The sequence below is a fragment of the Pseudomonas sp. G.S.17 genome (assembly GCF_038096165.1).
Lineage (GTDB): Bacteria > Pseudomonadota > Gammaproteobacteria > Pseudomonadales > Pseudomonadaceae > Aquipseudomonas.
The window spans coordinates 1,504,474-1,521,907 of record NZ_CP151076.1; the positions used below are offsets into that span (position 1 = coordinate 1,504,474).

The following is a 17,434-nucleotide window of genomic DNA, read 5'->3' on the forward strand; positions in this document are numbered from 1 at the left end:
GCTACGATCTGTTCGGTGGTGGCAGCGCCGGTTTCGATTCAATGAAGGAGCTGGCGCTGTTCTCGCCGCCGATGTGGCGGAAGTAATCGATCTCAACCTTTGCGCTTTCGATCAGCACGCGGCTTATATCGGAGACGGACTGGGCGCGAGATACCTCTTTGGCCAGGTTCTCATCGGAGGCTTCGCGCACGGCTTCAAGCTGTGCAAAGAGGTGGTCGCGCAGGTCACTGAGCTTGTTTTTCATGATGTCTTCCTCTTGATCTCTTTTTTGATTTCGTTCTGCAGGTGCAGGATGTCTACGATCTCTTCGGGGAGATCCCGGTAATTTGGGCACGTCCGGACACAGTGTTCGCTGAAGGTGCGCAGGCACAGATTGTCCAGGCTCACGTTCTTGCGATTGCCATCCTTCGCCACCACGATCTGGCCTTCGGGGACTGCGCCATTGGCCAGCTCCCAAGCATGGACGTGCAGACCCTTCCAGATATCAGGCTGGCCAAGCTTGATCAGCACCCGCGTTTCTTCATGACGGAGCGACCCCAGCGGCTTCTCCCACAACTCACTGCCCAAACGCTCTGCGCCTTTTTGCATGTTCGCTGCGCCAAGGTCGCGCATGTATTCCCTGCTCTTTTTTACGTCGAGCAGGTAGGCCCTGCCTGTGATTGAGGAGTACGAGCGACCGGGAAGTAGATTCGAAAGCTCGTCGTGACCTTTTTGTGGGTAGTTGGTGCGGAGGATGGCGTCTTCGTCCGCAGTCCAGCTATTTCGCTGGATCCTCACTTCCCCACCTCAACCTTCCGCTCAACCACGCGACTACTTCCCTCGGCGTTGTGCACCACTAGTGAGGGGCCTTTGCGCGCCATAGTGCCGTCTGGCTGCTGGTGATAGGTCGGTACGCCATGAAAAGGCCCGCCAGGTGCGAACGGATCGGGCATCTTGTCCATGTTGCGGATCATGAAGTCATGCATTGCCGCGCCAATCGCCCTGGTCACTGGCCCAGCACCACTAATGCCGTCCTTGCCGTAGTGAGTCGAACTGTCTTCGAACTGCCCGCCGATCCAGGTGATCGCAAACAAGCCTTTCTCAACCTCTGCCACTTCGGCACGGTGCACAGGATTCACGCACATGACGTCGCACAACTCATCGAAGGTCATCGAGGCCTCCAGCGTGTGGTGGTAGTCGCGCAGAAGTTCGCCGTAATCCTTCAGAACATCCCTGTTGGCGTCTCGACAGTCCTTCAGCAGACCTTCGAGCTCGGTCAGGCGCGGCTGAGTAAATGGAAGTCGGCGTTTCATTGCGCGGATGGCCATCCGAAGAACGGTTTTCTCGCGGTCGTCCTGGGCCAACACTTCACGGAGGATGCGCCGCATCACGATCAAGCGTGTGCTCGGCGATAGCACCTGGCAGACCTTGGTGACCAGCACTTCGAAGTGTTCATTCTTCATCTGCATGGTCGGTCTCCTCGGCGATGGCTGCGTCAATGATCTGGTCCCAAATTTCGTTCGGGGCCTGGATGACCAGACGGTTACCTTGATGAACGTCGCATTGCTTCAGCCAGCGATACCGCGCCGAATTACGCCTGAGTGACGGCAGGTCATACCCAGGCAAGCGTCGGGAATAGCCGGGTTCGTCAGGGATTGGTTCAAGCGGCGCCATTTGCAGCGCGTAGCTTTCGATTACCTGCTTCAGCCACCGATTTTCCTGCCGAACTTCTTCCGCTGGTGCGCAGACCAGCTTAAGCAGGTCCCGTTTTTCAGCTATCAGCTTGCGAACTTCTGCCCGCGCCTCGTCGCCCGCATCGGCCTCGGCTTTAGCGCCGCGCTGGAATCCGGCCTCGTCGCTGCGAAGCGCCTCGATCACCCGTCGGTCTTCGAGGGATTGATACTTCATCGCGTCGTTTTCTTCGATCAGGCTCAGTACCATCGCGGGCGTCGTCAGCTTCTCGAACTTCTCCAGGGCCAGCTCCGCGTCGTTGATCGAGCCGAATTGCTGCTCCGTCAGGCGCTGACACAGAATTTTGAGCTTGTGGTTATTGCTCATGACCGGCCCCCGAAGTGGTCAGCGAGGACCCGGCGACCATCAATGCCGCATTCGGCCGACATGGCGTAGATCTCGCCGAAGGTGGTGTCCCGTCGCTGCAGGGCGCTGAAAAGGGCAAGCAGTCGCTGGGCGCTTGGTCCGCAGAAAGGGCGCTTCATACCGGCTCCCCGTGCTTCTCCAGCAGGCGAGCCAAACGCATTCCGTTGTCGATTTCGGTGTCCAGCTCGGTATCGAAGTAACACTGCTCGTTGCGAGCCGCGCAAAGGTCGGTGTCCATGTCTTCAACCCGGTCTTTGTCCCGCAGCCACTCATAACGGGCTGAGTTCTTGACAGTGGTCAGCCAGGCGTCAATGTTCGTGACCCTGACCTGGGCGTACGGTGTTTCTGCTACTACGGGATTTTCCGTAATTAAACTACCCGTCACCTGGGTAGTAAGCAGATCCGGCTCCAGCATGCTTTCCAGCTTTTGCTTGAAGATGATGAGCGTGCGCAGCGCTTGGCCCGCTTTCTCTTCCGCCTCATCTTCGTCGTCACCGTCGTCCAGTGCCTTTTGCTTGATCTCGTCGGACACTGCCAGGTACAAGCTTGGAATGCTCCCGATTACCCGGCGCAGGGCGGGCAAATGATCCTGGTCCTGCATCACGACGCCGCGGCGCATTGCCGATTCAGCCAACACGATCTGATTTTCGAGGATCTCGGCGTGGCTGATCTTGTCGCCGGCGCTGAGTGAAGCAACAACGGCACCGCCGCGACCGATCATTACCGTGGAGCCAAGGCTCAGAAACGTGGCTACGGCGCCTATCTCTTCGCCTTCGCGAGGCTTCAGCACGACCGTGATTCGTTGTGATGTCTGCATGGGTTGCTCCTTATTTCAGGCAAGCCGGTACCCGGCCGCGTTTTTGGCATTCGCAAAAAATTGATTTGGTTATTGCGTCAGATCGAGCCTGAACACTGGGCTACCCAACTGCTCGGATGGGCACACCGCTGCTCATGCGGTTAAGCGAGGAACACGCTTTGGTTCTTATCGCCGTCTTCTTGGTTCTGCGGGGCTTGGGCTGGAGTCGACAGCGCGATCAAACCTTGCGTCAAGGAAGCCACAACCAGATCGCGCAGCGTGCGGCAGTCCATCTTGAAACGCGCATTTTCGAGGCCCTTTTCGACAGCCTTTGGCGTCACACCCATCTCGCGGGCAATTTGCTTCATGGTCATCCCACCAGCGGCGAGCAGTGTCGCCTCCATCTCTCGAAGGGCCAGGCCCCGGCCAAGAAAGCCAGTCCATGTGCCTTTGCTGATAGCGGTGATGGTCATGGTGAAGCTCCTTACTGGATGGTTAGTAGCGCCGCGATTTTCGCTGCGATGAGTAAACAATAAGTCATTGACTTATCTCTGTAAATAGCTGATGCCTAATTATTTTGCTGCGTCAAAAAAAACCGCTCAGTGGCGGGCTCTTGCGTCAGCTTAATCAGCATCCATCTCGCTTTCCGGCTTCCACCTCACGATCAGGTCAGCCATTGCCTCAGCGATGAAGTCGGCATTGCTGTGCAGGGTGTCTAGCTGCTGCTCAATACGCGTAGATACGTCTGTAGAGCCGCGCTGTTCGATCCAGATGCTTATCTCTTCGATAGCAGCTCCGAGGGCGTTGATGTTCTCGTTCAGGCGGTGGAGCAGGGCTGGGGTCGGATCGTTTGGCAGAGACATAGCGTTTCCTCCATAGGAGAGGAAAGCGTAGCAGGCGAGGCTGTTTGCCGAATCTCAGCCAAAAAAAGGCCCGCGAAGGGGGTTCGTGGGCCTGGAACTCAACGGAGTGAGTAAAAATCATAGGGCGCTAGTGAAAGCGTCCTGAAGAGGGGATACGAAAAGCCCGGCGCTGGGCAATATCCATCTATTGAATTGGAGGCAAAGAAAAGCCCGCGATGGGGGGTAGCGGGCTTAAGGTGTCGCAAGGAGCAGTTTTTACATTACGCGTCGATATGTGAAAAGTTTGTGAAAGCCAGTATCCGCTTTACTCATGACTTTGATGCTGATCTTTACCGCTCTTCGGGGGTGCTTGCAGCTTCAGCAAACTGGCATTACCGTCCGGCCAGCGAAGGGTAATAGGCGTCGAACTCTCGACTTCCTGGCTACTGATCTTGGTGCGGAGATAGCCTAGCTCCATGCCAACGATGTAGGCCGCAAAGGCTACACAGGCGCACACGCTTACTAAGGCGATGTGCTTGGCAAGTTTATTCGCGTTGAGATTCATGCGTGACCTGATTGGATGCGAGCTCTGATCCTAGCGCGTAACGACAGATACAAGAAGCCCAGCGCTGGGCCGGGCTATATTTTGATCTGTTCAAACCGTCCAGGGTGTAGAAATTTCCAATTGACCTTGAAGGCCGCGCCACCTTTGATGAGCTCTGCCTGGCTAATAATGGCCGGCCACCACCTAACGAGATTCTGGGCTTTGCGTATGCGTCCGGGCATCACGCCTTGCGTGATTAGGCCGGCTGCCACCTATGCGGCAGCAACTGATCAATTTCACTCGCTCGCTGCGTTGGTAGGCGCGTAAGGACATCCTTCAGATATGCGTACGGATCATGGCCATTGAGCCGCGCAGACTGGATCAAACTCATAATCGCCGCCGCCCGTTTGCCGCTGCGCAGCGAACCTGCAAAGAGCCAGTTTTTGCGACCCAACGCCCACGGTCGGATTTGGTTCTCGCACCAATTATTGTCAATGGGTACGGCCCCGTCATCGAGGTAGCGCGACAACGCTGCCCAGCGTTTCAGGCTGTAATCCAGTGCTCTGCTGATGGCTGAGCCTTCAGGCACGAGATCGCGCTGGGCCATCATCCAGGCATGCAGCCTATCCATCACCGGTACGGCTTTTTCTTGCCGTATTCGGCGCCGTAAATCCGGCTCCAGGTCGCGCACTTCACTCTCGATTTCGTAAAGCAACTGGATGTAGCGCAGGGCCTGTTCGGCGAGCGTGCTCTTGTTGGTCGCGTGCAGTTCGAAGAACTTGCGCCGCGCATGGGCCATGCAACCGATCTCGGTCACGCCGAGTGCGAAGCTGGCCTTGTAGCCGCCAAAATCATCACAGACCAGTTTACCCTTCCAGTCTTGCAGGAAGTTGCGAGCATGTTCACCAGCGCGGCTGGGGCTGAAGTCATAAACAACAGCTGCTGTTTCGCAGAACTGGCTGGTGGCGTAGGCCCAAACATAGGAGCGGTGAGTCTTCTTCGTTCCCGGCATGAGCATTTGCACCGGTGTTTCATCGGCATGAACAACCTGTTGCCCTAGCACTACGTCGCGCAGTGCATCGACCAGAGGTTGCAGCTGCACCCCAGTCACACCCACCCATTGAGCCAAAGTTGAACGTGGAATCGCCAAGCCGGCACGACCGAAGATCGATTCCTGACGGTAAAGCGGCAGGTGGTCGGCAAACTTGGCGATCATGACGTGGGCCAACAGCCCGGCGGTTGGGATGCCCTTATCAATAATCTGTGCAGGAACCGGTGCCTGAATCAGCGTTTCGCAGTTATCACAGACCCATTTGCCACGGACATGGCGTTCAACGGTAAATACGCCGGGCGTGTAGTCCAGCTTTTCGCTGACGTCCTCACCGATACGCTTGAGTGCGCAGCCACATGGGCAGTGAGTGTTGTCCGGCTCGTGATGGATTAGCGTGCGTGGAAACTCTGCCGGCAAAGCAGTGCGTTTGGGCTTTTGCTTTTTCTCGGTCGGAGCCAGCACTGTTTGCAAGGCTTGAAGCTCTGCTTCAATCGCCGCGATATCGGTATCGATCAGGTCATCGAGCAAGCTGGCCTGTTCAGGATTCATCTGCTCGCTACGCTTGGCAAACTTCAAACGCTTGAGTTGTGCGATCTCGTGGGTGAGCTTCTCGATAACCGTTTGATCGCGGTTGATCTTCTTGCCCATCGTCTCAACCGTCTTACCCAGTGTGTCGACTTGATGGTCGAGCGTCTCGACACGCTGTATCAACTGCGCCGCCAAAGCGCGCAGTTGTTCAGGGGTAAGGTGGTCGAGATTGGGGAGCGAAGTCATGGCGCCGATTTTGCCAGAGCAAGCAGTTCGCGGCGATAGACCGATAGGCTAATGGCAGCCGTTAAAGCAGTGTGATCGAGCCGCCGGAGCCTACGCGTTGCCATGGCAGGCCCAGTACTAAAGCCTGAAGTTGCTCGGGAGCCAACTCCAGTTCAGAGCCTTGGCGAATACCTGGCCAGTGGAACTTGCCTTGGTTCAACCGGCGCGCCGCCAGCCATATTCCGAAGCCGTCATGCACCAGCACTTTCATGCGATTGGCGCGGCGGTTGGCGAACAGATAAGCACAGTGCGGCTTCGCCGCACCGAACACCGAGATCACCCTGGCCAATGCCGTCTCGGTACCGGCGCGCATGTCCATCGGCTCGGTGGCGAGCCAGATGGCATCGATGCGGATCAAAGAACAAGCCCTCGGACAAAGCGGGCGCATCCGTCAGGGTCGGAAGTTGGCCATTTCACGATGAGCGATTGCTCGCCAAGCGCCAGCGCAATGATCGCTGACGCTTCGGTCTTATGTTTTGGTTCAACCGGCGCGACTTTCAAAGGAATGAAAGCTGGCAGCGCGACTGCCTGCCGATCACGGTAAAGCGGTATCCACCGGCGAACGACATTGGCATTAATCCCGTGACTCATCGCAATAGCTGCCACGGAAACACCGGGCTGCTCGCACTCTTGAACGACTTGGGTCTTGAAGGATTTCGGGTATGACTTACGTTGGCGCATGACGATCCTGGCATTAAGGGTAATTGCGTCCGCTTAAAATACGCGGACACAATCGCCCTTATTGCTCGGGCTCGGAAGGCGTGTTCCCCGGCCCCTTACGGCTTTGCTCCAATACGGATCTGTAGACCACTGCTTTGTTAAGCAGAAAATCGGCAATCCGCATTCACGGAACACGCGCCTCTCTGCATCGCCCTTAGAAAACCTATCTTGAGAAATAACCGCCCACCCTCCTTCCGCCTTAAGCGCTAGAATCCAATCCACGTCCTTGGTGTCCGGAGGGAATCGATCTTTTAGCGCTAGAACCGAATGCCCTTCGGGCTTTGATAATTCATTAAGAGCGCGAGCCAGAGAGGGTGGAAGATTGTTATCTATCAAAAATTTCAAGCAGCGATTCCATGCTCATAGGTGACTGCCGCATCCACTGCCGCAGGGGGAATTTCGAAAAGCATCGCGACGCGCTTTATGCTTCGCCCCTCAGCTTGGTAGGCTTGATAAATCGCTGAGGTATCCACACCCGTCTTCGCGAGCAATGGCTTTCCAAAGTTGCGAGCAGGGTCTAGCACGACTGCCTTGCTACGCTTAAGCGGATACCAACGCTCAGCGCCGCCGCTTCCGGTGTAGTCAATCCCTTCGTAAAGAGAAGGCCTGATCACCTGCTGGAAAGCATATTGCCGCCTAACCAAATCCAAGAGCGCTTCGTCCCCAGTTTCATCTAGGACTGTCGCAAAAATATCTCGACCGTCTGTTTGGAAGCGCTTACACGTGAAAGGATATTTTTGGTTAAAAAGCTCCATCGCCTGCGTGGAAGCACTACGGATCGCTTGAAGGCTAACCCCGTGCTGCCGAAAGGCGTGTACAAACCGAATTTCGAGAAGATCGTGAAACCCCAGCAAGCTCTCTTCAAGAAACGACAGTTCGGGTTTCCAAAGGCCAGGGTGCTCTACGCCACGAGCTTTGTACCCAAACATCCAGCGGCGTATATCGTTAGCCGGGATACCGGTATACAGACTTGCCTCGGCTGCGGTGTAAATGCCCACCCCAATTAGGCGGCTTGTTGCTTCTACGCTTTTCATATGCCCCCTTGTCCGTGGGTTAACCGAAAATCCATTTTGGGGATGAACGAGGCTTCGTTCAACTACTCTTAGACGGGCTGCTGCGCGGAACGTCACTTCTCGGCATAATAATTTCTTGCGTATGCGCCTACTCAGCCTTTCCCCGAACAATCCTTCCCGCCTAAACCTCACTCACCCCAATGGCGATATGGCAGGGTGGTTCTCAGCCAGCATTCACCCTAGTGATCAGCCCGGATCAAGCCCCGCGCTAGCCTTTATCTCTTTGATAGCCAGCAAGAGCCTTGCTATCTCGACATCAAGCTCATTCGCGATGTGGTCCAACTGCTCGGCGCGAAGCGTTGCGGAGTGTTTCTGCATTTCAATGACGGCCACCTCCATAACCCGGACCTCTCGCTTGAGGACTGCGAGATGGTAGTCATGGACAGTCGCGGCCATTACTGAGCCTTCGCCCGGCAAATCAATCCGTCCCTGACCTCATCCGCCAGCGCAGTCAGCCGATCCTCTCCCGCATGAAACACGGTGCACATCTTCAGCACTGCCTGAGCATCAGCCTCATTCCCGGCCAGGCTTAGGCGTTCAGCGATGCGCGTCAGCTCCACGGCTGACCACTTGAAGTCGGCAGCTGCGCCTTCAAGGTCGCGGCGCAGGTCTTGGTTGGGTTTGGTGAGGGTCATGACTAGAAGCTCCGACCGGTCCACCAGTAAATGATCTGAGCAAGCACCTGAATATCCCCTTCGCGGTCGCCGGGCACGTCGATCTCCTTGTACTGCCCGTTGTCCGAAATGATCGTCAGCCCATCTAGGTTGCGCTGGATGCGCTTCACATGCTGCTGGCCGCGCATCAAGAAGAAGTAGATCGCGTCCGACTCCACTGACGTGACGCCAGAATCAACAAGGAGCGCATCACCATTGCGGATGGTAGGAGCCATGCTATCGCCGCGACCCGATATGAGCTTGAGGTTATCTACTGCCGTGTAGACGAGATTCTGACGCACCCAGTTGGCATCGAGGCGCATGTGCTCAACAACCATGTTCATTTCTGGCGGCTCCGTGCCTGGGCCCATTGATGCGGCTATATCAAAACGGGGGACCTCAACGACTGGGCGATAGCTCTTGATCTTCTGAGCTAGTGCGGCCGGAAGGCCTTCTACGTCAATTGTGTCGCCGGCCTGCATAGACATATCAGTACTTAGAGAGGCCCAGCCATCAAGGCCCCAGTGAGCAGGCGTAACTACGCACGAAAAATAGGCAATCAAGTCCATCAACTTAGACTTATCGATCCTGCCAAATTTCACCCAGCCCTGTACGGAAGGAGGGGCAACGCCAAAGTCGTCTGCCAGCTTCTTCTTCGATACACCTTTTTTGATGCGCGCCGTTTCAATGGCTGCGCCTAATTTTGGACCTGTAAGCATTGCCTAATTTAGCCTTTTGCTGAGTGGGTTAGGCAATAGCTTGTATTTAGATAAGCTAATGACTTATATTCGCAGCGCAATCTCTTGGAGACAACTCATGACATCAGCAGAAGCAGCCAAAGAAGCATCCCGCTTGCTAGGCAGCCAAGCGGAAATGGCGCGCCGCCTGCGGGTTGCGGCACCCACCGTCAACCAATGGTGTTCGGGGGAGCGCTCTGTTCCTGCCAAGCGCGCCATTGAAATCGAGGTATTGACCAGAGGCGCAGTTGATCGCGCCGACCTCTGCCCATCCTTCCCTTGGGCGCAGATCAATTTTGCATCCAGCCAAACACTTTCCGTCGCCTAGCCCCAATCAGCCGAGGAGCACCAGCATGTGGCCATTCAACCGTTCCAAACTTGCTCCAGCTGCAGTCAGGCAGTTGGAGCCTCGACCTTGGAGCAAATGATGCGCCTTTGCTCGCGGGCTGAGAACTCGGTCGAAACCTATGTGCTTCCATCCAGTACTCAGCAGGTCTCACTGTGAAGGCCTGCCAATCCCTATTTTTGCTGTCTGGCTGACATTCTTCCAGACAACAAAAAGCCCGCATGGAAGCGGGCCTCTTAACCACTCCCTGCCAGGGGAGTTTTGTAAATCTTCGTTCCAGGAGAACGATATGTCACAGCCAAAAAATACCACTGCCCCACCACTAACGCAACTACCCGCCATTCAAGACGACGATCTTCGGGGTTTCATTTACTACCAGGTGAACGTGCGCCAAGACGGAATAGGGCTGCAGGGCTATCCGATTATTTGGCTGGGGTTGGCCATTGAACTACTTGAAATGTTTCGGCCCGAGTATCCAGAAGGGCGCCTCTACATACAGAAGGTAGCAGCAGAACTCAGTGAGTTCGACGAGATAAGCCAATCCTCCGAACGGCATAAAGACCTGATCTTCAGCGTCCGCGAGGCGGAACGACCAGGGCACGAGTACCTAGCGCGTCTCGGATATTTCGGTGAATACGACTCCGCGCCACAAAACGAGAAGCAGCAAATCGTGGCGCGGGAAAGCGAGGTGTCGGAATGAAGACGCTCACCAACGACGACAGCCCCCGCACCGGCGTGATGATCAGCGCCTCCACCCTTACCTCAAGCGAACAGCGCGGAATGCGTCACGCCCGTGAGTTATTCGACGAACTCCGGACGATCTACAACCAGGCGATAGCGCCGTCCCTTGGCGGAAGTAGTCGGCCCATCAACATCCGTATGCGTGACCTGATGGATGAGATCCACCTGCATTCCCACGGTTTCATGGCCAACCACTGGAAGACCCATCAGGAGATCGAAAACGCCAAGCCGATCGATCATCGGGAGATCTTCAATGTTGACCGATAGCAGCGTCTCCGAAGCTCGCGTGGCGTACTGGTTCGTTGGTACGCCTGCCGTCATCAAAAATGGCGTAGCTCACTCGCGCATGATCCATCCGTTCGCAACGGCAGAGGAAGCAGAGAACGGCGCCGAGCTACTCAACGGCCGATACCCTGATTCAAAAAAAGCGCATATCGGCCAGCTCACCTATCAAGGGGAGCGCTCCGCGGAAGATATGGAGCAAGCCTTCCGGGTTGCTCGCGGTGACCTGGCGGACCAGTTGGCTGGCCCAGATCCAAGGAGCACCAAATGACGATCATTCCGACCAAACCCCAGTCATCCCGCAGGCCGCCTCTTCCAAAGTCCGCGCGTCCGCTACCGTCCAGAAGGCAGAATCCAGGTCTTGAGCCTGCAAGGCTGTACGGGTCGTTCAACTCGGGGATATTGCCCGCTGATCCTATGGTCGTCATTGAGGACCTGCTGAGGCGGGTAGCTATTACCGAAGACCCATCGCAGAAGCTGATGCAGGCCCAGCGCGCCATCGGTGCGTTTATGGGGTTTACGGCCATTAACGCGGGCGGTTGCGGTAATGCCTTTTTCCACAAGGATGTATTCGCGCGTCTCGCCGCCCTTACGGGTGAGACCCCGGACCACCTTGTCACCATGGCAGGAGTAGCACGATGAGCATCGTCAAATTCACTGGCGGCGATGCCGTCATGTCTTCACAAGAAATCGCCGATTTGGTCGGTTCGCGGCATGACAACGTGAAGCGCGCGGTTGAGCGTATAGCTGCAAAGGGGGTTATCAAACTTCCTCCATTGGAGGAAGTTAAAAACCACCTTGGACAGATGGTCGAGCAGTACCTTTTTGCTGGCGTGACTGGCAAGCGCGACAGCTTCGTTGTGGTAGCCCAGCTCAGTCCAGAGTTCACCGGCGCGCTAGTAGATCGGTGGCAAGAGCTGGAAGGCGGCGCTCGCCAAATGACACAGGCCGAGATGATCGCCGCCAGCGCGAACATCCTTGTCAGTCTTGAGCGGCAACAAGCCCAGCAGCAAATCGACCTGGTGCGTGTCGAGCGCAAGGTGGAAGTTCTGGCCGATCTGCGAACTTGGGATCACTGCCCGCAAAACTGCGTTTCGCTCACTAAGGCTAAGGAAATGGGGTGGGACCGGTATGGGCTGTCGGGGGCAGTGGCGGACTTTGTCCTGCGCACCTGGCACAACCAGCCGAATCACGCAGGCATGGTGCGCAACGGCCACGAGGAAGCCCAGGGTTCGCAGTACATCGTTTGGGCGAAAAGCCATGTGACTGCAGCGTTTAAGCGTTTCGCATCCGAATGCCAGATGGTCAGCGAGACCCAGGCAACCCACCCTGATTATGCGCGCCGGTTCCGTCTGGTCGAGAAGGTCAAGTCATGAAGCAGCAACTAACGAAAACTCAACTCAAAGCCCTGATCGTCGATCTATCAATCGAGCATCACCGTGCGCAGCTCGCCGTGACGCGCCGCCGTAACGAACTGAATGCCGAATACCGAGCTTATTTCCGCGCTCATGGTCAGCCAGAGCCCAACTATCGCGGCATTCGCTGGGACGATCCGCGTTACGACGGAGTGATCCTGTTCACCAATGATGCCTACGACCGACTGCGCCTGGCCAAGAAGAATCGGTACACGGCAAAGCGTCGGGTTGACACAGCTGTGCGCCGCCTGATGATCCTTACCGACGTCTCTTTCGCGGTGCCCGGTGAAGATCGTGCTCAGCGCAAAGTCCCGGCACCGGTGCGGCGCTTCACGGCTAACGGGGAGAGCTTGCAATGAGTGACATCCCTCGCAAATTCCAGGGCGTCTGGATACCCGCAGAGCGCTGGCTTGATCGTACTCTGTCGCCTGTTGAGAAGGTGATGCTTGGTGAGATATCCAGTTTAGAAACGGGGCCTCGGGGCTGTTACGCGACCAACGCCCACTTCGCAGAGTTCTTCGACCTGTCGATTTCTCGCGTGTCGGAGATAATCAGTGGGCTGGCTAATCGTGAACTGATCCGGGTCGAGTTGATCCGGGAAGGGAAGCGGATTGTCGAGCGTCGCATTCGCATGGCTGACCCCTTCGATTATCCGAACACCCCTTCGGAAAACAGCGCGAACCCCTTCGGAAAAGACGGCGAACCCCCTTCGGAAAACACGCAGGGGAACAATACAAACAACAACAATACATTGAGCATTAAAAAACATACGGCCAAAAGTGGCCTGCTCGATGGGTTTACTCGGTTCTACAAGCTCTATCCACGAAAGCAAAAACCCCAAGCAGCAGAACAGGCTTGGAAAAAGTTAGCACCGAGCGCTGAGCTGCAGGAGCAGATCTTGATCGCATTGGCCAAACAGATGACCAGCATCGACTGGCTCAAGAGTGGAGGCCAGTACATCCCCCATCCATCGAGCTGGCTCAACGGCAGGCGCTGGGAGGATGAGTTAAGTCCTGCTGGCGCTGGCAAACCATCCCGCCACACCAACCTAGACCAGATCGACCATACCGCCGGCCTTGAGCTTGATGCCAACGGCAACTACCGAGTCGCGGGGATCGCCCAATGACCACACGGCCACACTACACAATCGAAACCCGCGCCGGCCAGTGTGTCGAGCACGGGCAGTACCCCAACGCACTGGTTGAGCAATTCGGCACCGATCCGGCTTGGTACGGCTGCTCACGCTGCCAGTTTGACCGGCGACACGCCGCTGACCCGATTGTCCGGGCTGGTGGTGCCATTGAGCATGCTAACCGTCAGCTTAACGCGCAGCTGCTCGACTCTGGCATCCAGCTGCGCTTCCAGCAGTCCACGCTGGACAACTGGGTTGCCGGGAATGACAAGGCCAAGGCTAAGGCCTGGAACGTCGCCACGGGATTCGTGGAGGCCTTCGCTGAAAACTTCGAAGTCGGCCGCTGCGTAATGCTGCTGGGCAAGCCAGGTACAGGGAAAACCCACTTGGCTACTGCCATTCTCCAGCAGACGATCCGCTACTTCGGTGCCCAAGGCATGACAGGGCTGTACACCACGGCCGGCGGCATCATTCGCGCTGTGAAAGCCACGTTCGGCGCCCAGGGTAAAACTGAGGCCTCGGTCTACGCAGACATGATCGCACCGCACCTCTTGGTGATCGATGAAGTGGGCCTGCAAAACGGCACTGACTTCGAGCGACAGACGCTATTCGAGGTCATCAACGGGCGATATGAGCAGGCCAAGCCAACGATTGTGGTTTCGAACCTGGCCATCCCTCAGTTGCGCGACGCTCTCGGGGATCGATCGGTTGATCGCTTGCGAGATCGCGGTGGGCTGGTCGAAGTGTTCGGCTGGGAATCGGCGCGGGGTGCCGCATGAGCCGCGATCTGTTCAACATCAACGCAGAGCACGGCCTGCTTGGGGCGATCTTCGTCGACCCATCACTGCTGGACGATATCGCCAGCAAGGTCAACATCGCTGACTTTTACGAGATCGAGAACGCCGCGCTGTACCAGGCAATCCTCGACTGTCAGGCCTCCGGTGATCCTGTTGACGTGGTGACGGTGAGCATCCATCACCCATCCCTGCCCAGCGGTGAAAGCATGTTGGCGCACGCAGCAGAGATTCACTCCAAGGCACAAGGTACGTCGAGCTGGCGCACCTACGCACGGGTAATCCGGGAACGGGCCGTCTGCCGCAAGGTGGTGGAGGCCGCCCAGGCAATCACCGAGTCGGCGAGCGAGGATCTGCCGGTCGCCGACATCATCGCTCGCGGACAGATGGCCATGGCTGACCTGCGTGACCTGGAAGACGGCGAGCCGGACTATCACCGTATCAAGGACATCCTGCCGGAAGTGGTTGAGGCAATCGACGCTCGCTATAACGGGACTGCTTCCAAGGGGCTTTCCACTGGGCTTCCCGACCTGGACGAGATTATTCGAGGTCTTCGTCCCGGCAACATGATCGTCATTGCGGGCCTCACCGGCACGGGCAAAACGGTTTTGGGGTTGCAGATCGCACAGCACGTCACCACGCAACTCGGCGGTGCCGGACTGGCCTTCTCCATGGAAATGACGCGGCAGGAACTGGCTACGCGCGGTATCGCCTCCATGGGCGGCGTACACCTCGGCCGTCTGGATGAGGGCAACATCGAGGATGACGACTGGCCCAAGATCACCAGCGCGGTAGGGCGGCTGGCGGAAGCCAGGCTCTACGTGAACGATCAGGCGGGGCTGACCTTGCCTCGCATTCGGTCAATCGCACGGCAGTGCCAGAAGCGGGAAGGGCTCGACGTGCTGTTGATCGATTACATCACCCTGATCGGCTCAGAAGGTGGGCAGAACCGCACGCTTGAAGTCGGCAAAATCTCCACGGGCTTGAAGAACCTCGCGAAGGAACTGCAGGTGCCGGTGATCGTGCTGGCGCAACTCAACCGGGGCTCGACCAACAGGACGGACAAGCGCCCACGTCCCAGCGATCTGCGTGACTCCGGGCAAATTGAGCAGGACGCGGATGTCGTGATCTTGCTGAATCGCGACATGGAGACCGAGCAGGGCCAGAACGGCGTGACTCAGCTGATCGTGGGCAAATGCCGTCACGGCAAGCCGGGTGAGTGCGTGGTTCAGGCCCAGGGGCAGTTCGTGCGGTTCGTCCCGTTCGGCGGCAAGCCACCATCTGACGAGCTGGTCGAGATGGGCCGGGTACTGAAGTTCTCCAGCCGCTCCAAGGGGAGGAAAGATCATGAGACTTTTTGATTGGTTGAAAGGCCCGCAGATCAAGGCGGAAGAGCCTTTCCAGTCGGCACTGGCTGACCTACTGAAGCCGAGCAGCCAACTCATTCTGCCGCTGGGCGCCATTGTCGTTCCCACGCCCAAGTATCCGGAGGCCGAGCGCATCGCCTCATCGCTGCGCGACTTCCCGGGTGACTGGCAAATGGATCGGGCAGGGCACCACCTCACACACGTTCCTACTGGCTTCATGTTGTGGTGTGGAAACGAGGAATACGGCGTTGGCGAATGGGACGGTCACAAGCGAGTCTCGTACAGCGAGCCGGAGCGGAAAATCATCTGGAAGGCGCTCGCCCCGCTGGGCGTGATGCGCCCCCGTCAGTTCGGCGCATTGCCAAAGGTGAAGATCACCGCCGAGCGCGGAACCTACTGGTGCGTTGCTGACGGTCATCCATGGGCTGGCGCTGGAAAGTCGCCCGCTGATGCGTACCGAGCATGGTCCCGCGCCGTATCGATCCAGGCCCGCAAGGACACCAACCCTAAAGAATATCTGCATGTGTGGAGTGCCGCGCTATGAGTACTGTAACTGCGGCATTGCCGCGCAAAACGATGATGCAAGTTGAGCAGCGCTTCCTGCGCATTGCTGGCGAAGAGTTGGCCAAGGTTCAGCTTGGGGGCGCAACAGCCATGGCGAACCTTCTGGATATCGTCGCCTGCTGGCACGGGAGCCGCGCACAAATCGGTTTCCACGAGTTCGGGCGGCAATGGCTCCTGGAGGGTGGCGCAACGAGCGAGGCGGCGAACACCCTACTGCGCGATCTCTTCGGCCTCAACAATGAGCCAAACCCACGGAGAGCCGCATGAAGCCTATTTTTACCGACGCCCGTGTCGCGTGGCATGATTCGATGCATGAGCGCAGCCTCTCGATCACCGCCGCCTCCATGAGCCAGGCCGAGTCTTCCGCAAAGCAAACCGAGCAGCGCCGACAGCGCATCGAGGTTGTGTTCGCGGCTCAGGGCGACGACAAGGAGGCGCGCATCGACATCTTGCGCCAGAAGCTGAACGCGACGGAAACTCGTGGCGACAAGTTCAACTCTACAAATCGTGGCGCCAAGGTAGCAGCGATGGCTCGCATCCAGCGGGCAGTGGCTGGCCTGCCAAAGTTGCTGCAGAGCTTCGGAAACTTTCTCTATTCGCCGAACCCGACAGCGGCAGACATGGAGTACTCCCGCTATCTGCTGGCCAAGCATGTTCGCCTGCCAGCGATGACGGATCAGCAGTCAAGCAAGGTGGAGTCGCTCATAATCCCGGCGCTTCTGTCCTACCGTGATACTGCGTTCGGGGGCCGAGAACACTGGTCGCCGGGGCGAATCATTGAATTTGCTCATCAGTACGAGGTTTCGTTCAGCGCGGCGAACTGGGCAAGGGATTGGTCGTCAGTGTGGGAGCGACTGCTCGACGCGTGCGGCGGCTTCGACCAGCAGGCTCTCGACCCTGTCTGGGTGGAGATCAACAAGGAGCGCGGAGACGCCGCGAATGACGGGTGAAACAGTTGCAAGTGCCCCGTTATACGGGCATGATGAGCCCATTAGATCGATTCATTATTGTTAAAGCTGTACCCTGAGAAAACCCGGCCATATTTGAGCCGGGTTTTTTTATGCCCAGATTTTGCGCATGCGGCAGATACAGCAAGGGTTCGCTCTGCGAATCAAGGCGAAAGCCCTGGCTCCTTGCTCTGCGGGCGCAGATAGGCGTTTGGGTTGCGACTACGCGGCCGGCGCCGAACGCAGATGCATGATCGAATTTTGATCTTCTGGTCATGGATCTGCATCTGCCCTGTTTAAGACCCAGCCAATGAGCTGGGCGTTTGATTTCTACCGTCGCGTCAATGACTCCATGGCCTTAACGCTCTCTAGCTGCGACCTATCTTCATAGGCCTCCTGGAAGCCATCGGCAATCGCTTCGATCAATTCAATACTTTTCGAGTAGTTATCCAGGTCGATGCTCACGTCGCCCTTAGCGACCAAGGCCATTGTGATTTCCCAAGCTTTTTGTTTGGCATCCATTTTTACAACTCCATTTAGG

The 17,434-nt window shown here is 57.1% G+C and carries 29 protein-coding genes and 1 pseudogene; 13 read left to right on the plus strand and 17 right to left on the minus strand.

Translation table 11 applies throughout. The features are described 5' to 3' along the window. Nucleotide 1: 1 nt before the first annotated feature. The 16 genes and pseudogenes from AABC73_RS06790 to AABC73_RS06865 all read right to left on the minus strand — a co-directional run bounded on the left by AABC73_RS06790 (nt 2) and on the right by AABC73_RS06865 (nt 9,287). Nucleotides 2–244: a hypothetical protein gene (locus AABC73_RS06790; protein ID WP_341522959.1), complete on the minus strand. Its 243-nt coding sequence runs from the start codon at nt 242–244 to the stop codon at nt 2–4. Then, nucleotides 241–612, minus strand: a complete 372-nt coding sequence (locus AABC73_RS06795) for an HNH endonuclease signature motif containing protein (RefSeq protein ID WP_341522960.1) — start codon at nt 610–612, stop codon at nt 241–243. The genes AABC73_RS06790 and AABC73_RS06795 overlap by 4 nt, the downstream gene beginning before the upstream one ends. A gap of 161 nt (nt 613–773) precedes the next feature. Next, entirely contained in the window at nt 774–1,448 is a 675-nt protein-coding gene (locus AABC73_RS06800) for a hypothetical protein (protein ID WP_341522961.1), read from the minus strand. Beyond that, nucleotides 1,432–2,037: a hypothetical protein gene (locus AABC73_RS06805; protein ID WP_341522962.1), complete on the minus strand. Its 606-nt coding sequence runs from the start codon at nt 2,035–2,037 to the stop codon at nt 1,432–1,434. The genes AABC73_RS06800 and AABC73_RS06805 overlap by 17 nt, the downstream gene beginning before the upstream one ends. Before the next feature lie 154 nt (nt 2,038–2,191). Beyond that, on the minus strand, nt 2,192–2,893 hold the full coding sequence (locus tag AABC73_RS06810) for a hypothetical protein (protein ID WP_341522963.1): 702 nt from the start codon (nt 2,891–2,893) through the stop codon (nt 2,192–2,194). A 140-nt stretch (nt 2,894–3,033) separates the two neighbouring features. Beyond that, on the minus strand, nt 3,034–3,345 hold the full coding sequence (locus tag AABC73_RS06815; protein ID WP_341522964.1) for a helix-turn-helix transcriptional regulator: 312 nt from the start codon (nt 3,343–3,345) through the stop codon (nt 3,034–3,036). A 150-nt stretch (nt 3,346–3,495) separates the two neighbouring features. After that, nucleotides 3,496–3,735 (minus strand): hypothetical protein, encoded by a 240-nt coding sequence (locus AABC73_RS06820; protein WP_341522965.1) that lies wholly within the window; start codon nt 3,733–3,735, stop codon nt 3,496–3,498. A gap of 304 nt (nt 3,736–4,039) precedes the next feature. Then, complete coding sequence (locus AABC73_RS06825; protein ID WP_341522966.1) at nt 4,040–4,279, minus strand: hypothetical protein; 240 nt, start codon at nt 4,277–4,279, stop codon at nt 4,040–4,042. A gap of 235 nt (nt 4,280–4,514) precedes the next feature. Beyond that, nucleotides 4,515–6,083, minus strand: a complete 1,569-nt coding sequence (locus tag AABC73_RS06830; RefSeq protein ID WP_341521454.1) for an IS66 family transposase — start codon at nt 6,081–6,083, stop codon at nt 4,515–4,517. A 61-nt stretch (nt 6,084–6,144) separates the two neighbouring features. After that, nucleotides 6,145–6,480: an IS66 family insertion sequence element accessory protein TnpB gene (gene tnpB, locus AABC73_RS06835; RefSeq protein WP_230000024.1), complete on the minus strand. Its 336-nt coding sequence runs from the start codon at nt 6,478–6,480 to the stop codon at nt 6,145–6,147. Then, nucleotides 6,477–6,803 (minus strand): transposase, encoded by a 327-nt coding sequence (locus tag AABC73_RS06840; RefSeq protein WP_341521453.1) that lies wholly within the window; start codon nt 6,801–6,803, stop codon nt 6,477–6,479. The genes tnpB and AABC73_RS06840 overlap by 4 nt, the downstream gene beginning before the upstream one ends. Before the next feature lie 99 nt (nt 6,804–6,902). Beyond that, nucleotides 6,903–7,187 (minus strand): annotated as a pseudogene (locus AABC73_RS06845) (hypothetical protein); the annotation flags it as partial. Further along, nucleotides 7,184–7,876, minus strand: a complete 693-nt coding sequence (locus AABC73_RS06850) for a DUF433 domain-containing protein (RefSeq protein WP_341522967.1) — start codon at nt 7,874–7,876, stop codon at nt 7,184–7,186. The pseudogene AABC73_RS06845 and the gene AABC73_RS06850, both read right to left, overlap by 4 nt. A gap of 225 nt (nt 7,877–8,101) precedes the next feature. Then, a complete protein-coding gene (locus AABC73_RS06855) occupies nt 8,102–8,311 on the minus strand; it encodes a hypothetical protein (protein ID WP_341522968.1) in 210 nt (69 codons plus the stop codon). Continuing rightward, a complete protein-coding gene (locus AABC73_RS06860) occupies nt 8,311–8,550 on the minus strand; it encodes a hypothetical protein (protein WP_341522969.1) in 240 nt (79 codons plus the stop codon). Before AABC73_RS06860 ends, AABC73_RS06855 begins: the two co-directional genes overlap by 1 nt. A 2-nt stretch (nt 8,551–8,552) precedes the next feature. Continuing rightward, nucleotides 8,553–9,287: a S24 family peptidase gene (locus AABC73_RS06865; RefSeq protein ID WP_341522970.1), complete on the minus strand. Its 735-nt coding sequence runs from the start codon at nt 9,285–9,287 to the stop codon at nt 8,553–8,555. Nucleotides 9,288–9,384: 97 nt separating this feature from the next. On the opposite strand from AABC73_RS06865, the gene AABC73_RS06870 reads away from it, so the two are divergent. The 13 genes from AABC73_RS06870 (at nt 9,385) to AABC73_RS06930 (ending at nt 16,896) form a co-directional block, all read left to right on the plus strand. Continuing rightward, on the plus strand, nt 9,385–9,633 hold the full coding sequence (locus tag AABC73_RS06870; RefSeq protein WP_341522971.1) for a Cro/CI family transcriptional regulator: 249 nt from the start codon (nt 9,385–9,387) through the stop codon (nt 9,631–9,633). Between the two features lie 307 nt (nt 9,634–9,940). Then, nucleotides 9,941–10,351 (plus strand): hypothetical protein, encoded by a 411-nt coding sequence (locus AABC73_RS06875; RefSeq protein ID WP_341522972.1) that lies wholly within the window; start codon nt 9,941–9,943, stop codon nt 10,349–10,351. Further along, a complete protein-coding gene (locus AABC73_RS06880) occupies nt 10,348–10,659 on the plus strand; it encodes a hypothetical protein (RefSeq protein ID WP_341522973.1) in 312 nt (103 codons plus the stop codon). Before AABC73_RS06875 ends, AABC73_RS06880 begins: the two co-directional genes overlap by 4 nt. Then, a complete protein-coding gene (locus AABC73_RS06885) occupies nt 10,646–10,945 on the plus strand; it encodes a hypothetical protein (RefSeq protein WP_341522974.1) in 300 nt (99 codons plus the stop codon). The genes AABC73_RS06880 and AABC73_RS06885 overlap by 14 nt, the downstream gene beginning before the upstream one ends. After that, nucleotides 10,942–11,316: a hypothetical protein gene (locus AABC73_RS06890; RefSeq protein ID WP_341522975.1), complete on the plus strand. Its 375-nt coding sequence runs from the start codon at nt 10,942–10,944 to the stop codon at nt 11,314–11,316. Before AABC73_RS06885 ends, AABC73_RS06890 begins: the two co-directional genes overlap by 4 nt. Further along, nucleotides 11,313–12,050, plus strand: a complete 738-nt coding sequence (locus tag AABC73_RS06895; RefSeq protein ID WP_341522976.1) for a hypothetical protein — start codon at nt 11,313–11,315, stop codon at nt 12,048–12,050. The genes AABC73_RS06890 and AABC73_RS06895 overlap by 4 nt, the downstream gene beginning before the upstream one ends. Then, a complete protein-coding gene (locus tag AABC73_RS06900) occupies nt 12,047–12,448 on the plus strand; it encodes a hypothetical protein (protein ID WP_341522977.1) in 402 nt (133 codons plus the stop codon). Before AABC73_RS06895 ends, AABC73_RS06900 begins: the two co-directional genes overlap by 4 nt. Beyond that, nucleotides 12,445–13,215 (plus strand): hypothetical protein, encoded by a 771-nt coding sequence (locus AABC73_RS06905; RefSeq protein ID WP_341522978.1) that lies wholly within the window; start codon nt 12,445–12,447, stop codon nt 13,213–13,215. The genes AABC73_RS06900 and AABC73_RS06905 overlap by 4 nt, the downstream gene beginning before the upstream one ends. Next, nucleotides 13,212–14,000 carry an ATP-binding protein gene (locus tag AABC73_RS06910; protein WP_341522979.1) on the plus strand — a complete coding sequence of 263 codons (789 nt, stop codon included), beginning with the start codon at nt 13,212–13,214 and terminating at the stop codon, nt 13,998–14,000. Before AABC73_RS06905 ends, AABC73_RS06910 begins: the two co-directional genes overlap by 4 nt. After that, a complete protein-coding gene (locus AABC73_RS06915; RefSeq protein WP_341522980.1) occupies nt 13,997–15,376 on the plus strand; it encodes a DnaB-like helicase C-terminal domain-containing protein in 1,380 nt (459 codons plus the stop codon). Before AABC73_RS06910 ends, AABC73_RS06915 begins: the two co-directional genes overlap by 4 nt. Further along, complete coding sequence (locus AABC73_RS06920; RefSeq protein ID WP_341522981.1) at nt 15,363–15,926, plus strand: hypothetical protein; 564 nt, start codon at nt 15,363–15,365, stop codon at nt 15,924–15,926. The genes AABC73_RS06915 and AABC73_RS06920 overlap by 14 nt, the downstream gene beginning before the upstream one ends. Next, a complete protein-coding gene (locus AABC73_RS06925) occupies nt 15,923–16,213 on the plus strand; it encodes a hypothetical protein (protein WP_341522982.1) in 291 nt (96 codons plus the stop codon). Before AABC73_RS06920 ends, AABC73_RS06925 begins: the two co-directional genes overlap by 4 nt. Then, nucleotides 16,210–16,896 (plus strand): hypothetical protein, encoded by a 687-nt coding sequence (locus tag AABC73_RS06930; protein ID WP_341522983.1) that lies wholly within the window; start codon nt 16,210–16,212, stop codon nt 16,894–16,896. Before AABC73_RS06925 ends, AABC73_RS06930 begins: the two co-directional genes overlap by 4 nt. Before the next feature lie 327 nt (nt 16,897–17,223). Here AABC73_RS06930 and AABC73_RS06935 read toward each other — a convergent pair whose 3' ends face one another. Further along, a complete protein-coding gene (locus AABC73_RS06935) occupies nt 17,224–17,415 on the minus strand; it encodes a hypothetical protein (RefSeq protein WP_341522984.1) in 192 nt (63 codons plus the stop codon). Nucleotides 17,416–17,434: the final 19 nt, after the last annotated feature.